The sequence below is a fragment of the Allobosea sp. NPDC055332 genome, from assembly GCF_053645455.1.
The window spans coordinates 1,056,369-1,075,926 of the sequence record NZ_JBSHMO010000003.1 but is presented as its reverse complement, the minus strand read 5'-3'; the positions used below and the strand labels follow the sequence as shown (position 1 = coordinate 1,075,926).

The window sequence follows — 19,558 nt, the reverse complement described above, 5'->3', positions numbered from 1 at the left end:
AAGCAGCCCAGAGGGGCCCCGCGCGTCGCGAGCCGAATCGCAAGGCGCTCCTGGTTTTTCAAGGAGAGACGGGGCTGCCGAGCGGGCGGGTTCGACCTGTTCCAATCCGGCTCCATTGAGCGAAGCCGATATGCGAGGGAGCGGTGCCCGGCGCGCCCGGGACGATAGGCCTCCCTCGCTCTTTTCGAGGTGCCTATGAACAAGGTCTATTGCTGGTATCCGAAGCTGCCGAATGTCGGCCATGCGTCCCTCGACATCTCGTTCGGGGCGGGCGGCGGCAAGGCGGAATATGTCAGCTGGTGGCCGCGCGGCCAGGGCGACAAGGGCAATCCCGGCGCCAAGCCGCTGAAACCGGCCGAATGGTTCGGCGCGGCAACGCCGAACTTTGCTCATGACGTGCACGCAGAAGGGCGACAGCCGGACAAGGCGGTCGTCATCGACTGCCTCGACGAGGATCGCATGCGGGCGCGATACCGGGAGATGAAGAAGGACCTGACCTACAACATGACCATCCAGAACTGCGCCTCCGCCGTCGCGAACGTGCTCCTGGCCGGTGGGGCCTGCCTCAGCTTCGACTGCCTGGACTACGCCAAGAAGGCGGTCTGGACCCCGGCAGAAACGCTGACCTTCGCGCTGCTGATCAATAGCGAGGCCCGCGCGATCAAGGCCGGGATCGCCAAGGGGTTCAAGCCGGCGATGCAGTGGACGATGCCATCCTTCCGTAGCCATGGCTGGTGAGAGGAAAAGCTCGGCACCGATTTCCTGACGGCGTGCAGGACCAAATCCGATCACATGAAAAACCCGGTGCGAGCTCTTCGCACCGGGTTCAATTTTGTCAGCGCCTTTGGGCTCAGGCGAGGCGGGGGCGAAGTCCCGGCTGGACCGCAGCGCCTGCGCCTTGCTGCGAGCGGTACCACTGCGTCACCGCCTCGACGCGGCGGGTGTGGCGCGGATAGTGCGAGACGATCTTCAGGAAGAAGCCGGCGATGCCAGGCACCATCTGCTCCTGGCCCTGGAAGGCGTCGGGGTTCATCTGGGCGTTCAGCCTGGCGCTGCCGCAGGCGAGCATCTGCAGGCCGGTGCGGGCGGCCTGGAGGTCGCGGGCGACGAAGGCGCCGATGCGGTCGCAGGTCAGCTCGCGGCCGCGGGAATAGGCGGCGCCGAGGAACGGGACGATGTGGCCGGGGAAGCGCAGATAGCTCCAGGGTTCGTCGAGATGGCCGGCGACATGGTGGCCGAGCTCATGGCCGATGACGAAGCGGATCTGCTCGTCATTGTCGGCGTCGAGCAGGGCCGAGGTCAGCCAGATATAGCGCTGGCGGCCGACGAGGCGCAGCGCCATCGCGTTCAGCACGCCGCTGGAGTTGTAAACGAAGGTCTGCGGGATCTCGCGCAGGCCGAGCGCGCGGGCGCCATCCTCGACCATGCGATGGATGTGCGGGAACTGGTCGGGGCCGACCATGACGAAATGGCCGACCATGTAGGCGCGGGTGAGGGCGCGCGCCCAGTACGAAACCAGCCAGAAGGTGAAAAAGTAAATCAGGGCGAGCATCGCGGCGTAGAGCTGGCCGCGGAGCAGGCTGAGCACGATGAAACCGATCACCAGGGCCCAGATCAGGGTGCCGACGGCGAGCATGATGCTGCCGTAGAGCTTTTCCTTCGGGTGCTTCACTTGGGAAATATCAAAATTCATAGCGCAAGGCTCCTATGCGGATGCAAATCAGCTAGCGAGGCTGCCTTTGCCCACATTTGAGCCATAATCGCGTCCCGAGCGCGAACGGGGTAGGGCGTTGGGAGTACCTAGCCCGCTGCAAGCGAGATGTGGCGGAGCTTGTCGGGGTTGCGCACGACATAGATCGCGTGGACGCGCCCGTCGCGGATGTCGAGAGCCGTCGCCTGCAAGGTCTCGCCGCGTTCGAGGCTGAGATAGCCCGGCATGCCGTTGATCAGCACAGGCTTGTACAGCGTGGTCGACTTGTGCAGATGGGCGACCTTGTTGGCGATGCCGGCGAAGAAGCGCAGGACGCGCTCGATGCCGTGGAGCGGGTTGAGTACCGCCAGCACCTTGCCGCCGCCATCGCTGTGGAAGGCGACATCCTGCGCCAGCAGGGTTTGCAGATCGCTGGTGTCGGCCTTGTGGGCGGCCTTGAAGAAGGCCTCGACGAAGCGCTTCGCCTCGGCGGGATCGACCTTGTTGCGCGGCGGCATGTCGATGCGGACATGCTCGCGGGCGCGCTTGGCGAGCTGGCGGCAGGCGCTCTCGCTGCGGTCGATGGTGCGGGCGATCTCGGCGAAATCCAGCTCGAAGACGTCGTGCAGCAGGAAGGCGGCGCGCTCCAGCGGCGAGAGCCGTTCGAGCGCGAGCATCAGCGCGATCGGTGCGTCGAGCTGGGTGTCGACATCGGATTCGGCCGCGCCGATCTCCTCGACCAGCGGCTCGGGCAGCCAGGCGCCGACATAGAATTCGCGCTTGCTGCGGGCCGATTTCATCTGGTCGAGGCAGAGGCGCGTGACCGTGCGGGCGAGATAGGCGCGCGGCGTCTCGACCTCGCTTTGGGCTACGTCGCGCCAGCGCAGCCAGGCCTCCTGGACGATATCCTCGGCATCGCTGACCGAGCCGAGCATGCGATAGGCGAGGCGGGTCAGGAAACGGCGATGCGTCTCGAAGATATCGTCCGGGGCGGTCATGGCAGCGTCTCAGGCAGCTGTAGCGGCGGCCTTGGCCGGCCGATCGTTGGGATGGCTCGTGCGGAAGCCGATGGCGATGCGGTTCCAGGTGTTGATCGTGCCGATCAGCAGAGTGAGCTTCACGGTTTCCTCCGGGCTGAAATGGCGCAGCACCTCCTCATAGGCCTCGTCGGGCGCATGGGTCTGCGAGATCAGCGTCAGCGCATCGGTCCAGGCGAGGGCGGCGCGCTCGCGCGGCGTATAGAGCGCCGACTCGTGCCAGGCGTCGAGCAGGAAGAGGCGGGCCGGGCTTTCGCCTTCCTTGATCGCATCGGAGGAATGCATGTGCAGGCAATAGGCGCAGCCATTGATCTGCGAGGCCCGCATCTTCACCAGATGGATCAGGCTGTGCTCGAGGCCGCTCTCCTTGATCGACGCTTCGAGCGCGATCATCGGCTTCATGGTGTCGGGGGCGGTGACATAAGGGTTGAGGCGCTTGCTCATGATGGGGCTTTCGTGCGGAGCGGTCAGGCCCGGCGCGTTCGCACCGGGCCCATTGGCGACAGGGTTGAACTCAGGCGGCGGCCTTCTCGCGGCGCCGATCATTCGGATGCAGGCTGCGGAAGCCGCAATTGATCCGGTTCCAGAGATTGATCATGCCGATGGCGACCGAGAGGTCGACGCAATCCTTTTCGTCGAAATGCTCGCGCAGTTCGGCGAAGGCCTCGTCGCTCGGGCTGCGCTCGACGAGCCGCGTCAGCTCTTCGGTCCAGCGCAGGACGGCGCGCTCGCGCGCGGTGAAGAGCTCGGACTCCTCCCAGGCGCTGAGCAGGGCAATGCGGATCTCGCTCTCGCCGGCCTTGCGCGCATCGGCAATGTGCATGTGCAGGCAGTAGGCGCAGCGGTTGATCTGCGACGCCCGGATCTTCACCAGCTCGAGCAGGCTGTGCTCCAGCTTCGACTGGTTGATGTAGTCCTGCAGGCCGAGCATGGCCTTGTAGGCGTCGGGGGCGGTCTGGAAGCCGTTGAGGCGCTGGGTCATCGTTCTCTCCATCGGGTGGTGATGAAGACAGGACGAGACGGCCAGCGCCCGCGTGACATGCCGCTCAAATATTTTTCAGCGCGTCGCGAATTTTTTCCGCGGAGGCCGAGAGCTCGTCCTGACTCGCCTTGTAGGTGGCCGGGGGCCGCAAGGCCACGCCCTCATGGCGCGGGATGACGTGGACGTGCAAATGGAAGACCACCTGGCCGCCGGCGCTCTCGTTGAACTGCTGCACGGTGATGCCGTCGGCGGCGAAGGCCTTCATCCCTGCCCGGGCGATGCGCTGGGCGATCGTCGCGACATAGCCGAGGTCTCCTGCGTCGATGTCGAGGATGTTGCGGGCCGGGTTCTTCGGGATCACCAGCGTGTGGCCGGTGGCGCGTGGCATGATGTCGAGGAAGGCGAGCGCGCGATCGTCCTCGTAGACACGGTGGGCCGGCAGTTCGCCGCGCAGGATCTTGGCGAAGATGTTGCTGGGATCATAGGCAGTCATCGCGCAGGTTCCGGTCGTTGGTGGGCAGGGGAGTCAGCTGTCGCCAGCCTTGCGGAAGGGGCTCTCCTGCGCAAGCGCAGCCACTGCAGAGCTGATCTCCCGCCGTTCGCCGGGCAGATAGGCGGCGACGGCGCGGGCGAGGCCGGGATCGGCGAGGAGATGGGCCGAGCGGGTGATCACCGGGCGATAGCCGCGGGCGAGCTTGTGCTCGCCCTGGGCGCCGGCTTCGACGCGGATGAGCCCATGCGCGATCGCGTAGTCGATGGCCTGGTGATAGCAGAGCTCGAAATGCAGGAAGGGGTGGTCCTCGATGCAGCCCCAGTTGCGGCCATAGAGCGTGTTGCTGCCGCGGAAATTGATGGCGCCGGCGATGTTGCGACCGGCGCGGCGGGCCAGCACCAGCACGACGCGCTCGCCCATGCGCTGACCGATCTCCGAGAAAAAACGGCGGTTGAGATAGGGCCGGCCCCATTTGCGCGAGCCGGTGTCCTCGTAGAATGCGTGGAAGTCGTCCCAGACGCTCTCGGTGAGATCGGAGCCGGAGAGAACGGCGACCTCGATGCCGGCCGAGAGCGCTTCGCGGCGCTCGCGTTTCAGCGCCTTGCGCTTGCGCGAGGCGAGCGTGGCGAGGAAGTCGTCATAGCCGCCGAAACCCTGGTTATGCCAATGGAACTGGATGTCGTGGCGCTCGAGGAAACCGGCTTCGAGCAGCGCTGCCATGTCCGGCTCCTGCGCGAAGGTGACATGGATCGAGGAGCCACGAACCTGCTCGCGCAAGGCGTCGAGCCCCGCGATCAGGGCCTCGCGCGCCTCGCCAGCCTGCGGTCCGTTGGCGACGAGCAGGCGCGGGCCGGTCGCGGGCGTGAAGGGAGCCGCGACCTGGATCTTCGGATAGTAGCGGCCGCCGGCGCGCATATAGGCCTCGGCCCAGCTATGGTCGAAGACGTATTCGCCCTGGCTATGGCCCTTCACGAAGGACGGCGTGGCGGCGATCAGACGGTCGTCCGCGTCCTCCACCAGAAGATAGGCCGGCGACCAGCCGGTGCGGCCGCCGACGCAGCCGCTCTCTTCCAGCGCGCGCAGAAAAGCATGCGAAACGAAAGGGTTGTCCGGATCTGCTTGAGAGATTGAATCCGCTTGCTCGGGTGTCGATTCAAGCGGCCGGCCGGCGCCGGGATTGGCGCAGGCGTCCCAGGCCGCGGCCGGGACGCTTTTCAGCGAGGTGGCAACGCGGACCCTGAGAGTGTCGCGTATGCCGGTTTCGCTCAAGGCAGGAAGCCCTCGAAGACCATCTGGTCGGCATGTGCGGCGGCGCGGGCCCGATCCTCCGGCGTGCGCACCGTCCAGCTCATCAGCGGCAGCCCCAGCGCCTTGCGGCAGAGGAAGGGCGCGGCACTCGGCAGGTCGGCGACCTTCCACGATACGAAGTCGGGCCGGCTCTGCTCAAAATGCAGGAGATTGGCGAGGGCGTGCTTCTCGCCGGGGGAAAGCCGGTCGTAGTCGCCATAGTTGTATTCATTCATCGCGACGATGCCGCGGGCGAAGCCTGGGGCGAGCTCGCGCAAGGCGGCGACGATCACCGGATCGAAGGATTTCAGCACGATCGGCTGGCCCTTGTGGCCGGCGAGGATCTGCGCGGTGCGCTTCGCCAGCCGCAGATCGCCGTCGAAGCGGCTCTTCACCTCGATCACCAGCGGCGTCTTGCCGCCGATGGCGTCGAGGAAGCCGGTCAGCGTCGGGATGCGGTCGCTGGCGCCCTTCAGCCCGATCTGGGCCAGTTCGGCCACCTTGCGGGCGTCGACACGGCCGCTCTCGGCGGTGAGGCGGTCGAGGACGAAGTCGTGGAAGACGACCGCATCCTCGTCGGCGCTGAGCTGGACGTCGCATTCGATGGCGAAATTGCCGGCGATCGCGCCCGCGGCAGCCGAGAGCGAGTTCTCGATCACGCCGCCGGCGGCATCGTGCAGGCCACGATGCGCGATCGGGCGGGCGGTAAGCCAGGCTTCAGCGGCCATCAGGCGATCTCGAACATGGCTTCGACCTCGACGGCCGCGTCAGCCGGCAGGTTCGCAACGCCGACGGTCGAGCGGGCATGGCGGCCAGCATCGCCGAGCACCTCGACCATAAAGTCGGAGGCGCCGTTCATGATCGCCGGCAGGGCGGCGAAATGCGGGGTGGCGTTGATGAAGCCGCCGAGACGGACGCAGCGCTTGATCCGGCCGAGATCGCCGCCAAGCGCGGCCTTGGCCTGAGCGAGCACGTTGATGGCGCAGAGCTTCGCAGCCTCAAGCCCGGCCTCGTTGAAGATCTCGGCGCCGAGCTTGCCCTTGTGCGTGTCGGCGAGCTTGCCGTCGAGGCCGAAGCAGAGCTGGCCGGAGATGATCAGCAGGTTGCCGGTGATGACATAAGGCACGTAGTTCGCGACTGGCGCGGCCGGGGCGGGCAGGGTGATGCCGAGGGCGGCGAGCTTGGTGTCGATGGCGTTCATGATGAGAGGCTCCCGGCCTGCGCTGGACAGGAGCCTTTCATCGCCGATGGCAGGCAAGGTCGCAAGCGCGGTGCGGCTTGGCCGATGCGCCTGCCGGGCAGGGCGGGTCAGGCGGCGTCCGAGCGCTTCGCCAGGTAACGCTCGGCCGGCCGGTTGCGCGAGAGATTGGGGCCGAGGGCCAGCCGCGCAGCGGTATAGCGCTCGAAGTCGGCCGCATCCGGCAGCGAGGGAATGGTGACGAGCTCGCCTTGGTCGAAGCCGGCCAGTGCCGCATCGACCATGTCGTCGACCTCCATGATCATTTCGGGCGGGAAGCCGTCGACATTGACGCCGGCCCGGGCCCAGATCTCAGTGCGGGTGGCGCCCGGCAATACGGCCTGGACGCGGACGCCGGCGGCCTCAAGCTCCTTCTGCAAGGAGATGCTGAGGTTCAGCACATAGGCCTTGGTGCCGCTATAGCTGCCGTTGAACAGCTCCGGCGCCAGGGCCAGCACCGAGGCGATGTTGACGATCGCTCCGGTCTTGCGGGTCACGAAATTGCGAGCCGCCGCTGCGGCGAGGCGCGTCGGGGCGATGACATTGAGCTCGAGCATGGTCTGGAAGCGCTCGATATCGCCTTCGACCAGGGTGCCGGAGACGGACATGCCGGCATTGTTGACCAGCAAGGTCAGGCTCCGGTCGTCGCGCAGGCGCTGCTCGACCTGGGCGAGTCCCGCCTTCGCCGTCAGATCGGCCTTGAACCATTCGACCTTGCGGCCGGTCTCATGGCGAAGGCGCTCCGCCAGCGCGGCAAGGCGGGCCTCGTCACGGGCGACGAGGACGAGATCATAGCCACGGCGGGCCAATCGGTCGGCGTAGACGGCACCGATCCCGGTGGATGCGCCGGTGATGAGGGCGGTGCCGAGCTGCTGCGTAGCCATGTCCAACTCCTGTTCGATTTCGCTGTCGATTTTTTCATGATGATCATCATGATTGAATTTACATGATCAGCATCATATAAAGAGTCAAGAGGCTGGACTGCCGATTTTCGAAGGAGCGGATCGATGCGGGTGAGCCGCGAACAGATGGCGGAGAACCGCAAGCGCATTCTCGACACGGCCGCGACGCTGTTTCGCGAGCGCGGCTTCGACGGGGTCGGCGTCGCCGATGTGATGAAGGCGGTCGGCCTGACCCATGGCGGGTTCTACGGGCACTTCTCGTCGAAGGACGATCTCGCCGCCCAGGCGCTCGGACGCGCCTTCGTGCACTCCAGTCAATGGGCTGCCGAGGCGAGGGCGTCCGAGCCGCAGGCACCGCTGCGGGCGATCGTCGATCGCTATCTGTCACCGTCGCATCGCGACGACCCCGGCCATGGCTGTCCGGTCGCAGCGCTCGGCAGCGACACTGCGCGTCAGGGCGAGGCGTCGCGTCTTGCGGCAACGGAGGGCGTGCGGGCGGCGATCAAGGGGCTCTCCGCCATCACGCCGGGTGCAACCGCGGGCGAGCGCAGAACCAGCGCCATTGCGGGCTACGCCACATTGGTCGGCGCGCTCGTCCTGGCCCGAATGGTCGACGATGAAGCGCTGTCGGACGAGATTCTGGCTGCGGCCCGGGCGGAGCTTTGCCCTGCCAGGGCGTGACGGGCGCAACCTGCGTTGTCCCGCCTTGTTTGCGCCATTGCCGCATTGCACCTAGATTTGAAGGGCTGCAGTTCGCCCCGGCCAAAAGCGCGAATCGAGGATCGGCATGAAGACGTATCGCGGCGGGATCGCAGGCCTGGCGGTGATGGCGGCGACGGGGGCCTGGGCGCAGACCCCGGCCTCGACGGAGCGCGTCGTGCTCGTGCCGCACCGGGCGGTTTATGATCTCGTGCTCGACGACGGCAAACCCTCGCGCGACATCACCACGGCGCGCGGCCGCATCGCCTTCGACTTTTCGGGCGATGCCTGCGATGGCTATGCACTCTCCTTCCGCCAGGTCACCGAGCTGACCAGCGAAGCCGGCCCGCGCGTGATCGATGCACGTACTACCAGCTTCGAGGAGGGCGACGCCAAGAGCTATCGCTTCAAGACCGAGAGCTCGGCTGCCGGTGCACCGGCCGATGTCGTCGACGGCACGGCGAAGAAAGGCGAGGCCGGCTACGAGGTGAGCTTGCGCGCGCCCAAGGCCGAGACGCATCGCGAGGCGAGCGCCGCGATGTTCCCGAACGAGCAGATGAAGGCGGTGATCCAGGCGGCACGCGAGGGCAGGAACACCTTCAATGTCCGCCTCTATGACGGCGCCAATAGCGGCAAGGACGTCTACGACACGCTTTCGGTGATCGGCCGCAAGATCACGACGCCGGCGGCCGAATCGCCGCTGCGCAAGCCGGAATTCGAGAAGCTTGCGCGCTGGCCGGTGACGATCTCCTATTTCAAGGTCGGTTCGGGTGAGAGCACGCCGGCTTACACCGTTTCCTTCGAGCTCTATGAGAACGGCGTCACCGGCGCGATCCGGCTCGATTACGGCTCGTTCGCGCTGCGCGGCACGCTCACGCGTCTGGATCTGCTTCCGGCGAGCGACTGCTCGAAGTAGTCGCGCTCGAAGTCGTCTTGCGCCGCGTATCGCGCAGCGAGAGGCCCTTCTCGATCGCAGCGTCGCCGAACTTGGCGCGAACCTTGTCGAGTGCGCTTTCCATCGCCTTCAGCCTGGGCGTCTGCAGATCGGCGAGATCGCCGCGATCGGCCTCGGCCGGATCGGAGAAATCGCTCATGCCGATGCCGATCAGCCGGTAGCGTGGCCCGGTGCATTCGCGCCTGAGCAGCTCGCGACCGGCGGAAAAGAGGCGCGCCGCGAGCTGGCTCGGCTCGGGCAGGCGGGCGGCGCGGGTGATGATGTGGAAATCATGGGTCTTGAGCTTGAGGGTGACGGTGCGCCCGGCCAGCTCCTGCGCCTTCAGTCGCCGCGAGGTCTTCTCGCAGAGCCGCCACAGGATCGGCTCCAGCTCCTCGAAGCGGGCGAGGTCGATGTCGAGCGTCGTCTCGGATGAGACGGTCTTGGCCTCGTGCTCGACGGTGACCTTGCGCGGGTCGATGCCGAGCGCGAGATTCCGTAGGCGTGGGCCGTCCTTGCCGACCAGGCGGTAGAGCGTTGCGATTTCGGCTTTGGCGAGGTCGCCGATGACGCGGAACCCCGATTGCGCCAGCTTTGCCGCGCCGGCCTGGCCGATGCCGGGGATCATCCCGACCGGTTTCTGGGCAAGGAAGGCGACGGCCTCGGCCTGGCCGATGATCGAGAAGCCACGTGGCTTGTCGAGGTCGGAAGCGACCTTGGCGAGGAATTTGGCGTAGGAGAGCCCGACCGAGATGGTGATGCCGATCTCGTCCTCGATCCGGCGCTGGAAGCGGGCCAGGGTGAGGGCTGGGCTGGCATGATGCAGCCGCTCGGTGCCGCCGAGATCGAGGAAGGCTTCGTCGATCGAGATCGGCTCGACCAGCGGCGTCAATTCCTGCATCAGCCTGCGGACCTGGCGGCCGACGGCGACGTATTTCGCCATGTCCGGCTTGATCACGACCGCCTCGGGGCAGGCCTTCAGCGCCTTGAACATCGGCATGGCCGAGCGCACGCCCGACATGCGGGCGATGTAGCAGCAGGTCGAGACCACGCCGCGCTTGCCGCCACCGACGATCACCGGCTTGTCGAGCAGCGAGGGATCGTCGCGCTTCTCGATCGCAGCGTAGAAGGCGTCGCAGTCGATATGGGCAAGGTGCAGGCTGTCGCGCTCGGCATGGCGCAAGAGTCGCGGCGAGCCACAGGCCGGGCAGCGCCGCACCGGAGCGCGGGCTTCATCATGATCCTGCAGGCAGTCGCGGCAGAGCGCTCGGGTGGAGACGGCAATGCCGATCTCGGCGCTCACGGCTCGAAGGCTTCGGGCGGGCCGGCGAGGATTTCGCGCGCATGCCCGACGATCTCGGGATTCAGGCTCAAGTTTCCGGCAAACTCGAGCAGCAGCGAATCGCTGGCGCAGAGATGGTCGAGCACGCCGAGCAGGAAGCCGGGCTCCTGTGCCGCGCTGCGCAAGGTGGTGGGGCCGAGGCCGGTCGCGGCCAGGAACGGCTCCAGGCGCTCCGGTTCGGAGGCCAGGAAGGCGAGTGCCTTGAGCGCGAGCGTCTCGGCTTCCTCGCTGGTGATCGGGTGCGGCATGGCGTTCTTAAGACCGGCGATTCTGGTTTCGGGTTTGCGTTTCGTCAACTGCTCCCATGTTAAACCTAGCACTGAACACGGCCGACGGCCTGGAGAATCCGATCCTGCGGACGACCGGGGCTGTACGGACTGGGGGATAGATGAAGAAGACGGTTCTGATCGTCGAGGACAATGAGCTCAACATGAAGCTCTTCAACGACCTGTTGGAGGCCCATGGCTATGCGACGCTCAAGACGGCCGACGGCATCGAGGCGATCGAGCTGGCGCGCACGCATCGGCCCGACCTGATCCTGATGGACATCCAGCTGCCGGAGGTCTCCGGGCTGGAGGTGACGAAATGGATCAAGGAGGACGATGCGCTGAAGTCCATCCCCGTGATCGCAGTCACCGCCTTCGCGATGAAGGGCGACGAGGAGCGGATCCGGGAAGGCGGCTGCGAGGCCTATATCTCGAAGCCGATCTCGGTGGGCAAGTTCCTCGAGACGGTGCGCGCCTATGTCGGGACGGCCTGAGGGGAAACGCTGAGCCATGTCTGCCCGGGTCCTGGTCGTCGACGATACGCCTGCGAATGTGAAGCTGCTCGAAGCCAAGCTTGGGGCCGAGTATTTCGACGTCGTCACTGCAACGAACGGGCTCGAGGCGCTGGCGATCTGCGAGCGCGGCGAGGCCGATATCGTCCTGCTCGACGTGATGATGCCCGGCATGAACGGCTTCGAGGTTTGCCGGCGGCTGAAGAACAGCGCGATCACGGCCCATATCCCGGTGGTCATGGTGACGGCGCTCGACCAGCCGAGCGACCGGCTGAAGGGGCTCGATGCCGGCGCCGACGACTTCCTGACCAAGCCGATCGACGACACCGCCCTGTTCGCGCGGGTGCGCAGCCTTGTGCGGTTGAAATCGGTGACCGACGAATTGCGCCAGCGCGCACTGGCCTCACGCCAGCTCGGCATCGCCGACCCGCTGGCGGCGGCCGCCGCCGAGACCGGACTCAACGGCCGCGTCCTCCTGATCGAGGATCGGCCTCTGATCGCCCAGCGCCTGGTCCAGGCGCTCTCGGCCTTCCACTCGATCGAGACCGAGACCGATGCGCAGGCCGCGCTCACCCGCGCCGCCGAGGGCGATTTCGAGATCGTGCTGGTCAGTCTCGATCTCCAGAACTACGACGGCCTGAGGCTGTGCAGCCAGCTGCGCTCGCTCGAGCGGACGCGCAACCTGTCGGTGCTGCTGCTCGGCGAGGCCGAGGACCGCGCCCGGGTGCTGCGCGGGCTCGAGATCGGCGCGCACGACTTCCTGGTCCGGCCGATCGACCGCAACGAGCTGCTGGCGCGAGCGCGGACCCTGGTCCGCCGCAAGCGCTTTGCCGAGCGGCTGCGCGACAGCGTCCAGTCCTCGATGGAAATGGCGGTGATGGACCAGCTCACCGGTCTGCACAATCGCCGCTATCTCGACAGCCGGCTTGCGGTGCTGTTCGACGAGTCGGCGCTGCGGGCGAGGGCGCTCTCGCTGCTGGTGCTCGATGTCGACCGCTTCAAGGTGGTCAACGACACGTGGGGCCACGATGCCGGCGACGAGGTGCTGCGCGAGTTCGCCGACCGGATCCGTGCCTGCACGCGCGGCATCGACCTGGTGGCGCGCATGGGCGGCGAGGAGATCGTCGTCGTGTTGCCCGATACCGCGCTCGACGCGGCGCGGGCAGTGGCCGAGCGCATCCGGGAACGGGTCGAGAGCGAGCCGTTCCAGATCCAGCGCGGCCAGCGCTCGATCCAGGTGACGGTGTCGATCGGCGTCGCCAGCCGGCGGGCGGGTGATGCCGGGCCGGTCGAGATGATGAAGCGGGCCGACGAGGCGGTGTACCGGGCCAAGGCCGCCGGCCGCAATCGCGTCATCGTCGCCAGCGCTGCCTAAAGGGCAGCGGCGCCCGTCCGGTAAGGTTTCCAAGTAGGGTTAAGTTTCGATGAAGATTGGTGAATCAATCAGATTCGATTGATTCGGAAGGGCTTCCACGTAGGGTGATTTCCAAGAGAACGGCTGCCGAGCAGCCGTCCGGAACGCCCCTCGGCAGCCCAGGTTCCGCCGCATCTCCTGGGTCACCGCTGGGCTCGGCCGGTCGATGACGGGATCCTGGCCTCCTCAGCCCCGCCGTCGGCCGGCCACCTTGTTTTCGGATGCCTTGCAGCCGCCGCGCCCGTCTTCAGCGCAGATGGCGCTCGATCAGTTCCGGCACCCAGTAGCCGAGCAGGCCGAACCCGGCGAGCAGCAGCAGGAGCAGCAGGGCGGCCCGCACGCGATGCGTCCAGCGGCGCGACTCGTCGACCTCGACGATCAGGCGCAAAAAGCCGCGCATCAGCCCGCCGGGGCGCGGATGCGGTTCGGGCGGATTCGGGTTGTTCAACAGGGACTCCGGCAGACGGGACGGCGGGCCAACGCCGCGCGGGCAGGGTAGAAGATCGAAGCATCCGGCGCCAGCGACGACATGCGGAACCGGAAGGCAGCAGCTGCGTTCAAGTCGTCAGGCGCAAATATCACCAATTACTGGTCAAGGATTGAGCGCCGGTGGTGATGTAAGGTCGCATTAACCATCGTCGTCTCATGCTAAACTGACGACGATTCGTATGCCCTGCTATTCGGCTGCGAAGCTGCTGGCCTGACATCCTCGCCAAGGAGCGACCCATGCGTCTCATCGCATCGGCGCTCTGCCTCGCGCTGTTGTCGTGGGGCGGAGGGCCTGTTCACGCGCATAGCTGGTACCCTTACGATTGTTGCAGTGACCGCGACTGCTGGCCTATGGGCCTGGACGCCGATGCGAGAGAGCCTGATCCGCGCATCGTTCCCGGCGGCTATCTCACCCATGACGGGCATTTCGTGGCGGAGCGTGACACCCGTGTCTCCAAGGACGGGCGCTTCCACATCTGCCGCAGCGGCGGGATGCTGACCGGGACCGTGATCGCGCCGTCGCAGCGGCCATTCTGCCTGTTCGTGCCGAAGCCGGCATTCTGAACAGGCCGGGGCCGGGCCTGATGGCGCTGCCTCCACCAGCGGAGACAGCGCCACACGTCTCAATTGCCGGAAGAACCAGTGGTGCCGCCCGAGGAGCCGTCGCCGCCAGCGCCTACACCGGCGCCAACTCCGACCCCGCCGACATTGGCGCCGAGACCCGCGCCCAAGCCGCCGCCGCCAAGGCCCGCACCGACGCCAGCGCCGACGCTCGCCCCACCGACATTCGCGCCCGCACCCAGGCCGGCTCCGATGCCGCCGCTATTGGCGGCCGCGCCGACGCCTGCGCCTGCGCTGACGCCGCCGGCATTCGCTCCCGCGCCAACGCCGGCTCCGACGCCACCGCTGCTCACGCCCGCGCCGGCACCGGCGCCGATACCAGCGCCACCGACGTTGGCGCCTGCGCCGGCTGCTGCTCCGACGCCGCCATTGCTGGTGCCTGCACCCACGCCAGCGCCGACATTGGCGCCGGCGGCATCGGCCGCGGCTCCAGCGCCAGCTCCGATGCCGCCATTGTTGGCACCTGCGGCGACGCCCGCTCCGAGGTTGGCGCCGGCAACATTGGCTCCGACTCCAACGCCGGCGCCGATTCCGTCACTATTGCCCGCTGCGCCGCTACCGCCGCTCTTGGAGTTGCCTCCGATATCTGCGCCCAGCCCGGCGGTCGCGGCGATGCCACCGCGGGTGGCGCTGGCGCCAACTCCAGCGCCCGCTCCGATTCCGCCTGCGCCGGCCCCGGCAGCGACCCCGATGCCGATTCCACCGGCGCTGGTTCCGGGACCAGGAGCGCTGCCACCGCCGACGCCAGGAGAACCTCCGCCGCCAGCCGCACCGCTGCCAATACCGCCACCGGTCGAGCCGTCCCCGGTATTACTACTCGGTCCGCCGCCGATGCCGGCCGCTCCCGACCCGCCACTGACGCTGTTGCCCGAACCCGCACTGATGGCGCTGTATTGCAGCTGCGAGCGGATGCGCGCAGCTATTCTCAAACAATCGGATTGTTCTTTGCCGCGCAGCCCGGCGCATACTTCGTCAGCAAGCGCAGCGGTGGGTGTCGTATTGCAGACTGCCAGCAAGATGCAGCCTGCAAGAGGACCTGTAATCTTGGCCTGCATGGTCAATCTCCCTGCAAACCCAGCCGGATTAGGTACGCCGGGAAGTCAGGGCGGGTTTCAGACCCGTTTTTGTTGCAGCTACGAAATGGCTACCGGGAAGCCTCGCAATTGAGCGATCATCGCTCCTCACGTGGCGTCGGACGAGCTGAGGCACAAACGAAAAGGCCGCCCCGAGGGCGGCCTTTCGTCAACGAAGATCGAAGCTCAGGCCAAAGCCCTCACTTGATCTTGGTCTCCTTGAACTCGACGTGCTTGCGCGCGACCGGGTCGTACTTCTTCTTCGACATCTTCTCGGTCATGGTGCGCGAGTTCTTCTTGGTCACGTAGAAGTACCCGGTGTCCGCGGTCGAGATGAGCTTGATCTTGATGGTCACGGCCTTGGCCATGGCGGAGCCCTCGAACAGATGGGGCCGCCGTCGGCCCGCGCAAAAAACAAAACGGCCGGGCGAGCCCGGCAATCCGATGGGCGGGGAATGCCGTATCGGCGTCGGCAAGTCAAGGAATATCGGGCGGAGTTAAGGATTTTCCGCCGCCCGACCGCGTCAGAGCAGTTCGCGTACGAAGCTGCCGCGCTTCTCCCAGTAGAACGGAACCGGCAGATACTGGGCGAATCCGGCCTTCAGGCGCTCCTCGACCTCGGCGATGATCACCTTGGTGATGGTCGGCAGGTCGAGCTCGCGTGCTTCGTCGAAGGTGACGGAGACGAGGTCGACGAGCTCCGAATCGGGGCCGATCACACCTTCGACCTTGCCAGCGACCGCACGGGCATCGACGGCGAAGAAGCGGGTGTCGAAGCGCTTGGGCCGGCGCGGCGGGGTGATGGCGCGGGCGACGAAGGTGACGGCGCCGAGATCGGGAAAGACGCCTTTGGCAGCGAACTCGGCCCAGACGCCTTCGGGCGGGCTCTCGGGCGCGCCATAGTCGGCGCTGCCGAAGAGCAGGCCGGTCTCCTCGAAGGTCTCGCGGATCGCGGCCAGCGCCAGCGCACGGCCGCGCTGGACACTCGGGCGCACGCAGCGGGCGAGCAGGCGCTGCTCGCAAGGGCCGGCGAGGGCGCCGGTCGCGGCCATGCGGCGGTCGCCGGCCTCGATGCGCCCGCCCGGGAAGACGTATTTGCCCGGCATGAACTTGTGGCCGGCATGGCGCTTGCCCATCAGCACCCTCGGCTTCTTCCCGGAATGATCGAGAATCAGCATGGTCGCGGCGTCGCGTGGGCGCAGGTTGAGGTTGGTGCGCGCCCGCTCGGCCTGGGTCAGGGTGATGGTGTGGTCGCTCATCGACCGCCCACGGCCTTCATCGCGGGCTGGCGCTCCGGCTTGGGCATGGCGCCACCGAAGCCGTGCATGCGCAGCGCCCATTGCAGGCCGATGACCGCGCCCTTGGCCGGCTGCATCAGCGCCAGGCTGAGAAACACCGTCAATGGCAGCCAGACCCAGAGATGCAGGGCGATCGACCAGTTGCTGTACTTCTCAGCCAGCAAGATACCGCCGACCACGACATGGCCGACGATGGTGATGACGATATAGGGCGGCAGATCGTCGGCACGCTGGTGGTGCAGGGTCTCGCCGCAGGCCTCGCAGGAATCGACCGGCTTCAGGAAGGCGCGGAAGAGCCTGCCTTCGCCGCAGTGCGGGCAGCGACCGAAGAGGCCGCGACGCATAGCCTGACGCCAGTCGCGAGCCTGGACCGGCTTGGGTTGGTGACAATGTATGGACATGGGATGTCTTCGTTAATGCGGGGCGTCAGCGCTTGCGGCCCGATCGTTTGGGCGGGGGGCGGCCCTGCTTTCGCCCCATAGGTAAAGCAGGCCGTGACCTTTTGCCAGAGCGGTCGGATGTCGCGGGCCTTCCCTCTGTGAGCAACTCGAATCTGAGCGCTCCTGCGACCGGCGCCGCCTCGACCAGTTTGACGTGAACGCGGTCACCCAGACGCCAGCTTTCGCCAGTGCGATCGCCGACCAAGGCATGGGCGCGCTCGTCATGGCGATAATAGTCGGCGCCCAGTGTCGAGGCCGGGATGAAGCCGTCGGCGCCGGTGCCGTCGAGCTTGACGAACAGGCCGGCGCGGTTGAGGCCGGCGATGCGCCCGTCGAAGCTCGAACCGATCTGGTCGGCGAGGAAATGGGCGATCAGCCGGTCGGTGGTCTCACGCTCGGCCGCCATGGCGCGGCGCTCGGCCGCCGAGATCCGCGTCGCGACCTCACGCAGTTCGGCGAGCGTCGTCGCTTTCGGCAGGCCGTCGTCGCCCAACCTGAGCGCGGAGACCAAGGCGCGATGGACGATCAGGTCGGCATAGCGGCGGATCGGCGAGGTGAAATGGGCGTAGCGGCGCAGATTGAGCCCGAAATGCCCGTAGTTCTCGGCGACATATTCGGCCTGCGCCTGCGTGCGCAGCACGACCTCGTTCATCAGGAGCTCGTTCTCCGAGCCCTTGATCATCGCGAGGATGCGGTTGAACAGCACCGGCCGCAGCGCCGCGTCCTTGGGCAGCTTGATGCCGATCGAGGCCAGCACCTCGCCGAGCGCCCGCATCTTCTCGAGCGAGGGCTCGTCATGGCAGCGGTAGATCAATGGGCTCTTCGCCTTCTCCAGCGTCTCGGCGGCGGCGACGTTGGCGAGGATCATGAACTCCTCGATCAGCCGGTGTGCGGCGAGCCGCTCCGGCACGATCACGCGCGTGACCTTGCCGTCGGCATCGAGGACGAGCTTGCGCTCGGGCAGGTCGAGATCGAGCGGCTGGCGGGCGTCGCGGGCGCGGGCGGCCGAGCCATAGGCGGCCCAGAGCGGCATCAGGATGCTGTCGCGGATCGGGCCGGTGAGATCGTCCGGCTTGCCGTCGATCGCCGCCTGGGCTTGCTGATATGAGAGCTTGGCCGCCGAGCGCATCATGATGCGGTGGAAGCTGTGACTCTTCTTGCTGCCATCGGCCTTGAGGATCAGGCGGACGGCAAGGGCAGGGCGATCCTCTCCGCCACGCAGCGAGCAGAGATCGTTCGAGATCCGCTCCGGCAGCATCGGCACGACGCGGTCGGGGAAATAGACCGAGTTGCCGCGCTCCAGCGCCTCGCGGTCGAGCGCCGAGCCGGGGCGGACGTAAGACGCGACGTCGGCGATGGCGACAGTGACGATATGGCCGCCGGGATTGTCGGGATCGTCGTCCGGCGCGGCATGGACCGCATCGTCATGGTCCTTGGCGTCGGCGGGGTCGATGGTGATCAGCGGCAGAGCGCGCCAATCCTCACGACCGGCGAGCGTCGCTGGTTTGGCAGCTTCCGACTCGGCGATCGTCGCCGGCTGGAATTCGTTCGGGATGCCATGGGCGTGGATCGCGATCAGCGAGACCGCGCGCTCGGACTTCAGCGAGCCGAGCCGTTCGCGCACCCTGGCCTGCGGCGGGCCGAAACGGCTTTCGCGGGCGAAGGAGACCGAAACGAGATCGCCGTCCTCGGCATTGCCGGTTTGTCCCTTCGGAACAATCGCCTCGCGGCCCTGCGCCTTCTTGTCGACGGGGACGAGCCGGCCGGAGCCGTCGGGCAGGGCGCGGAAGATGCCGAGCACCTGCGCCTTGGCCTTGCCCATCACCTTGAGGGTGCGGCCGGACCACTGATAGCCGTCGACGCCGCGCAGCTTCGTCAGCTTGAGCAGGACATGATCGCCGATGCCGGGGGCGGCAGCGGTCGGCGTCTTCGGCTTACGACGGAATTCGCGCTGGCGCTCAAGCAGGATCTTCGGCGCCTCGCCCTGGTCGTCCTCGTTCCACTCGAGCGGGGCGGCGATGAGATCGCCCTCGCGATCACGCGTCTTGATCTCGCAAAGCAGGACGGCGGGCAGAGCGGCATGAGGCTTGACCGGGCCCGAGCCGCCATTCTCCTCCAGCTCGAGATCGCGCAGCAGGCGCTTCAGCCAAATCTTGCCGCCGCCATCGAGCTGGAAGGCCTTGGCGATGTCGCGCCGGCCGGGCTCGCGGCCGGCGGCGCGCTCCTCCTCGATGAAGGCGAGGATGGCGTCACGGGAGAGGTCGGCGTCGGGACGGGACAAAGGCTCGGGCCTCGTCAACGGCGGCTGGGCGCAAAGGACATAGGAAGGTTCTGGCATGGCGCGGCCGGGCGCGCCAGAACGGCCTGTGCAGAACTGCCGCCCGAAACGGAGAAGGGCTGCCCTTGCGGGCAGCCCTTCCATTGCCGAACCGCAGCCCCGGTAACAGGGCTAAGCGTCACGGAAACTCACGCGCAACCGAACCCCTCATGGGACGAGTCCAGGCCATGCGCCCCCCGCGACAGCGGTTGATGACAATGAGACACTGGATCACCTCCTTTCAGTTGTTACCGACAAGGAGGAGGCTAAGGTGATTCCAAGCATTGCGTAAACGGCAAAGATTCAGCTGATCACAGGCCGCGCCGCTGCAATAAAATCAGGCACTAGCTCGGTGTCGAATGCGCTTGCCTAATTTGTGGGCGGTCGATCTGCCCATTGCCTGGTCACTTGCTGCTGCGGCGCATGATCCTTGCGTGAGATCGGCTCCTCCCGGCAGGAAATCGTTCTCGAAACCGCCCTGAACGCGCCTTGTTGCGGTGCCCCGATGGCCTGGAAGCCAGGTTG

Annotated in this window: 23 protein-coding genes; 6 read left to right on the top strand and 17 right to left on the bottom strand. The window is 66.8% G+C overall.

The window, feature by feature from the left end:
- Window positions 1–195: 195 nt before the first annotated feature.
- Window positions 196–738, top strand: coding sequence for a hypothetical protein (locus ACWIGM_RS21400; protein WP_454027961.1), 543 nt, complete (start codon window positions 196–198; stop codon window positions 736–738).
- 112 nt (window positions 739–850) lie between these two features.
- Here ACWIGM_RS21400 and ACWIGM_RS21395 read toward each other — a convergent pair whose 3' ends face one another.
- The 9 genes from ACWIGM_RS21395 to ACWIGM_RS21355 form a co-directional block, all read right to left on the bottom strand.
- A complete protein-coding gene (locus ACWIGM_RS21395; RefSeq protein ID WP_454027960.1) occupies window positions 851–1,693 on the bottom strand; it encodes a M48 family metallopeptidase in 843 nt (280 codons plus the stop codon).
- A 107-nt stretch (window positions 1,694–1,800) separates the two neighbouring features.
- A complete protein-coding gene (locus ACWIGM_RS21390; protein ID WP_454027959.1) occupies window positions 1,801–2,688 on the bottom strand; it encodes a sigma-70 family RNA polymerase sigma factor in 888 nt (295 codons plus the stop codon).
- A gap of 9 nt (window positions 2,689–2,697) precedes the next feature.
- On the bottom strand, window positions 2,698–3,171 hold the full coding sequence (locus ACWIGM_RS21385; RefSeq protein WP_454027958.1) for a carboxymuconolactone decarboxylase family protein: 474 nt from the start codon (window positions 3,169–3,171) through the stop codon (window positions 2,698–2,700).
- Between the two features lie 70 nt (window positions 3,172–3,241).
- Entirely contained in the window at window positions 3,242–3,709 is a 468-nt protein-coding gene (locus ACWIGM_RS21380; RefSeq protein ID WP_454027957.1) for a carboxymuconolactone decarboxylase family protein, read from the bottom strand.
- 64 nt (window positions 3,710–3,773) lie between these two features.
- Window positions 3,774–4,202: an HIT family protein gene (locus ACWIGM_RS21375; protein ID WP_454027956.1), complete on the bottom strand. Its 429-nt coding sequence runs from the start codon at window positions 4,200–4,202 to the stop codon at window positions 3,774–3,776.
- 33 nt (window positions 4,203–4,235) lie between these two features.
- Window positions 4,236–5,456, bottom strand: a complete 1,221-nt coding sequence (locus ACWIGM_RS21370; RefSeq protein ID WP_454028036.1) for a GNAT family N-acetyltransferase — start codon at window positions 5,454–5,456, stop codon at window positions 4,236–4,238.
- A gap of 11 nt (window positions 5,457–5,467) precedes the next feature.
- Window positions 5,468–6,217 (bottom strand): glycerophosphodiester phosphodiesterase family protein, encoded by a 750-nt coding sequence (locus ACWIGM_RS21365; protein ID WP_454027955.1) that lies wholly within the window; start codon window positions 6,215–6,217, stop codon window positions 5,468–5,470.
- Window positions 6,217–6,690, bottom strand: a complete 474-nt coding sequence (locus tag ACWIGM_RS21360; protein ID WP_454027954.1) for a RidA family protein — start codon at window positions 6,688–6,690, stop codon at window positions 6,217–6,219. Before ACWIGM_RS21360 ends, ACWIGM_RS21365 begins: the two co-directional genes overlap by 1 nt.
- A 107-nt stretch (window positions 6,691–6,797) precedes the next feature.
- The gene (locus ACWIGM_RS21355; protein ID WP_454027953.1) at window positions 6,798–7,610 is read right to left on the bottom strand and encodes an SDR family NAD(P)-dependent oxidoreductase; all 813 of its coding nucleotides are present in this window, start codon (window positions 7,608–7,610) and stop codon (window positions 6,798–6,800) included.
- A 123-nt stretch (window positions 7,611–7,733) separates the two neighbouring features.
- Here ACWIGM_RS21355 and ACWIGM_RS21350 point away from each other — a divergent pair, with 123 nt between their 5' ends.
- Window positions 7,734–8,309, top strand: a complete 576-nt coding sequence (locus ACWIGM_RS21350) for a TetR/AcrR family transcriptional regulator (protein ID WP_454027952.1) — start codon at window positions 7,734–7,736, stop codon at window positions 8,307–8,309.
- 106 nt (window positions 8,310–8,415) lie between these two features.
- Window positions 8,416–9,243, top strand: a complete 828-nt coding sequence (locus ACWIGM_RS21345) for a cell envelope integrity EipB family protein (RefSeq protein ID WP_454027951.1) — start codon at window positions 8,416–8,418, stop codon at window positions 9,241–9,243.
- On the opposite strand, the gene ACWIGM_RS21340 is transcribed toward ACWIGM_RS21345, so the two are convergent.
- A complete protein-coding gene (locus ACWIGM_RS21340) occupies window positions 9,200–10,564 on the bottom strand; it encodes a DNA polymerase IV (RefSeq protein WP_454027950.1) in 1,365 nt (454 codons plus the stop codon). The genes ACWIGM_RS21345 and ACWIGM_RS21340 overlap by 44 nt on opposite strands.
- Complete coding sequence (locus ACWIGM_RS21335) at window positions 10,561–10,899, bottom strand: DUF3572 domain-containing protein (RefSeq protein ID WP_454027949.1); 339 nt, start codon at window positions 10,897–10,899, stop codon at window positions 10,561–10,563. The genes ACWIGM_RS21340 and ACWIGM_RS21335 overlap by 4 nt, the downstream gene beginning before the upstream one ends.
- A gap of 92 nt (window positions 10,900–10,991) precedes the next feature.
- On the opposite strand from ACWIGM_RS21335, the gene ACWIGM_RS21330 reads away from it, so the two are divergent.
- The gene (locus ACWIGM_RS21330) at window positions 10,992–11,363 is read left to right on the top strand and encodes a response regulator (protein ID WP_454027948.1); all 372 of its coding nucleotides are present in this window, start codon (window positions 10,992–10,994) and stop codon (window positions 11,361–11,363) included.
- A 16-nt stretch (window positions 11,364–11,379) separates the two neighbouring features.
- On the top strand, window positions 11,380–12,756 hold the full coding sequence (locus ACWIGM_RS21325) for a PleD family two-component system response regulator (RefSeq protein ID WP_454027947.1): 1,377 nt from the start codon (window positions 11,380–11,382) through the stop codon (window positions 12,754–12,756).
- 286 nt (window positions 12,757–13,042) lie between these two features.
- Here ACWIGM_RS21325 and ACWIGM_RS21320 read toward each other — a convergent pair whose 3' ends face one another.
- A complete protein-coding gene (locus ACWIGM_RS21320) occupies window positions 13,043–13,243 on the bottom strand; it encodes a hypothetical protein (RefSeq protein WP_454027946.1) in 201 nt (66 codons plus the stop codon).
- 278 nt (window positions 13,244–13,521) lie between these two features.
- On the opposite strand from ACWIGM_RS21320, the gene ACWIGM_RS21315 reads away from it, so the two are divergent.
- Window positions 13,522–13,848 carry a hypothetical protein gene (locus ACWIGM_RS21315; protein ID WP_454027945.1) on the top strand — a complete coding sequence of 109 codons (327 nt, stop codon included), beginning with the start codon at window positions 13,522–13,524 and terminating at the stop codon, window positions 13,846–13,848.
- 59 nt (window positions 13,849–13,907) lie between these two features.
- Here the strand turns inward: ACWIGM_RS21315 and ACWIGM_RS21310 are convergent, their stop codons facing one another.
- From ACWIGM_RS21310 to rnr, 5 genes are all read right to left on the bottom strand, one after another.
- Window positions 13,908–14,834, bottom strand: coding sequence for a hypothetical protein (locus tag ACWIGM_RS21310; protein WP_454027944.1), 927 nt, complete (start codon window positions 14,832–14,834; stop codon window positions 13,908–13,910).
- Between the two features lie 344 nt (window positions 14,835–15,178).
- A complete protein-coding gene (gene rpmG, locus ACWIGM_RS21305; protein ID WP_091828458.1) occupies window positions 15,179–15,346 on the bottom strand; it encodes a 50S ribosomal protein L33 in 168 nt (55 codons plus the stop codon).
- Between the two features lie 156 nt (window positions 15,347–15,502).
- A complete protein-coding gene (locus tag ACWIGM_RS21300; RefSeq protein ID WP_454027943.1) occupies window positions 15,503–16,237 on the bottom strand; it encodes an NUDIX hydrolase in 735 nt (244 codons plus the stop codon).
- Window positions 16,234–16,677, bottom strand: coding sequence for a DUF983 domain-containing protein (locus ACWIGM_RS21295; protein WP_454027942.1), 444 nt, complete (start codon window positions 16,675–16,677; stop codon window positions 16,234–16,236). Before ACWIGM_RS21295 ends, ACWIGM_RS21300 begins: the two co-directional genes overlap by 4 nt.
- A 25-nt stretch (window positions 16,678–16,702) precedes the next feature.
- Window positions 16,703–19,054, bottom strand: coding sequence for a ribonuclease R (rnr, locus tag ACWIGM_RS21290; protein WP_454027941.1), 2,352 nt, complete (start codon window positions 19,052–19,054; stop codon window positions 16,703–16,705).
- Window positions 19,055–19,558 lie beyond the last annotated feature (504 nt).

Excerpts from the sequence above, each read along its gene's own strand:
- ACWIGM_RS21400 (WP_454027961.1), top strand. The coding sequence starts at position 196 with ATGAACAAGGTCTATTGCTGGTATCCGAAGCTGCCGAATGTCGGCCAT.
- ACWIGM_RS21395 (WP_454027960.1), bottom strand. The coding sequence starts at position 1,693 with ATGAATTTTGATATTTCCCAAGTGAAGCACCCGAAGGAAAAGCTCTAC.
- ACWIGM_RS21390 (WP_454027959.1), bottom strand. The coding sequence starts at position 2,688 with ATGACCGCCCCGGACGATATCTTCGAGACGCATCGCCGTTTCCTGACC.
- ACWIGM_RS21385 (WP_454027958.1), bottom strand. The coding sequence starts at position 3,171 with ATGAGCAAGCGCCTCAACCCTTATGTCACCGCCCCCGACACCATGAAG.
- ACWIGM_RS21380 (WP_454027957.1), bottom strand. The coding sequence starts at position 3,709 with ATGACCCAGCGCCTCAACGGCTTCCAGACCGCCCCCGACGCCTACAAG.
- ACWIGM_RS21375 (WP_454027956.1), bottom strand. The coding sequence starts at position 4,202 with ATGACTGCCTATGATCCCAGCAACATCTTCGCCAAGATCCTGCGCGGC.
- ACWIGM_RS21365 (WP_454027955.1), bottom strand. The coding sequence starts at position 6,217 with ATGGCCGCTGAAGCCTGGCTTACCGCCCGCCCGATCGCGCATCGTGGC.
- ACWIGM_RS21360 (WP_454027954.1), bottom strand. The coding sequence starts at position 6,690 with ATGAACGCCATCGACACCAAGCTCGCCGCCCTCGGCATCACCCTGCCC.
- ACWIGM_RS21355 (WP_454027953.1), bottom strand. The coding sequence starts at position 7,610 with ATGGCTACGCAGCAGCTCGGCACCGCCCTCATCACCGGCGCATCCACC.
- ACWIGM_RS21350 (WP_454027952.1), top strand. The coding sequence starts at position 7,734 with ATGCGGGTGAGCCGCGAACAGATGGCGGAGAACCGCAAGCGCATTCTC.
- ACWIGM_RS21345 (WP_454027951.1), top strand. The coding sequence starts at position 8,416 with ATGAAGACGTATCGCGGCGGGATCGCAGGCCTGGCGGTGATGGCGGCG.
- ACWIGM_RS21330 (WP_454027948.1), top strand. The coding sequence starts at position 10,992 with ATGAAGAAGACGGTTCTGATCGTCGAGGACAATGAGCTCAACATGAAG.
- ACWIGM_RS21325 (WP_454027947.1), top strand. The coding sequence starts at position 11,380 with ATGTCTGCCCGGGTCCTGGTCGTCGACGATACGCCTGCGAATGTGAAG.
- ACWIGM_RS21315 (WP_454027945.1), top strand. The coding sequence starts at position 13,522 with ATGCGTCTCATCGCATCGGCGCTCTGCCTCGCGCTGTTGTCGTGGGGC.
- rpmG (WP_091828458.1), bottom strand. The coding sequence starts at position 15,346 with ATGGCCAAGGCCGTGACCATCAAGATCAAGCTCATCTCGACCGCGGAC.
- ACWIGM_RS21300 (WP_454027943.1), bottom strand. The coding sequence starts at position 16,237 with ATGAGCGACCACACCATCACCCTGACCCAGGCCGAGCGGGCGCGCACC.
- ACWIGM_RS21295 (WP_454027942.1), bottom strand. The coding sequence starts at position 16,677 with ATGTCCATACATTGTCACCAACCCAAGCCGGTCCAGGCTCGCGACTGG.
- rnr (WP_454027941.1), bottom strand. The coding sequence starts at position 19,054 with ATGCCAGAACCTTCCTATGTCCTTTGCGCCCAGCCGCCGTTGACGAGG.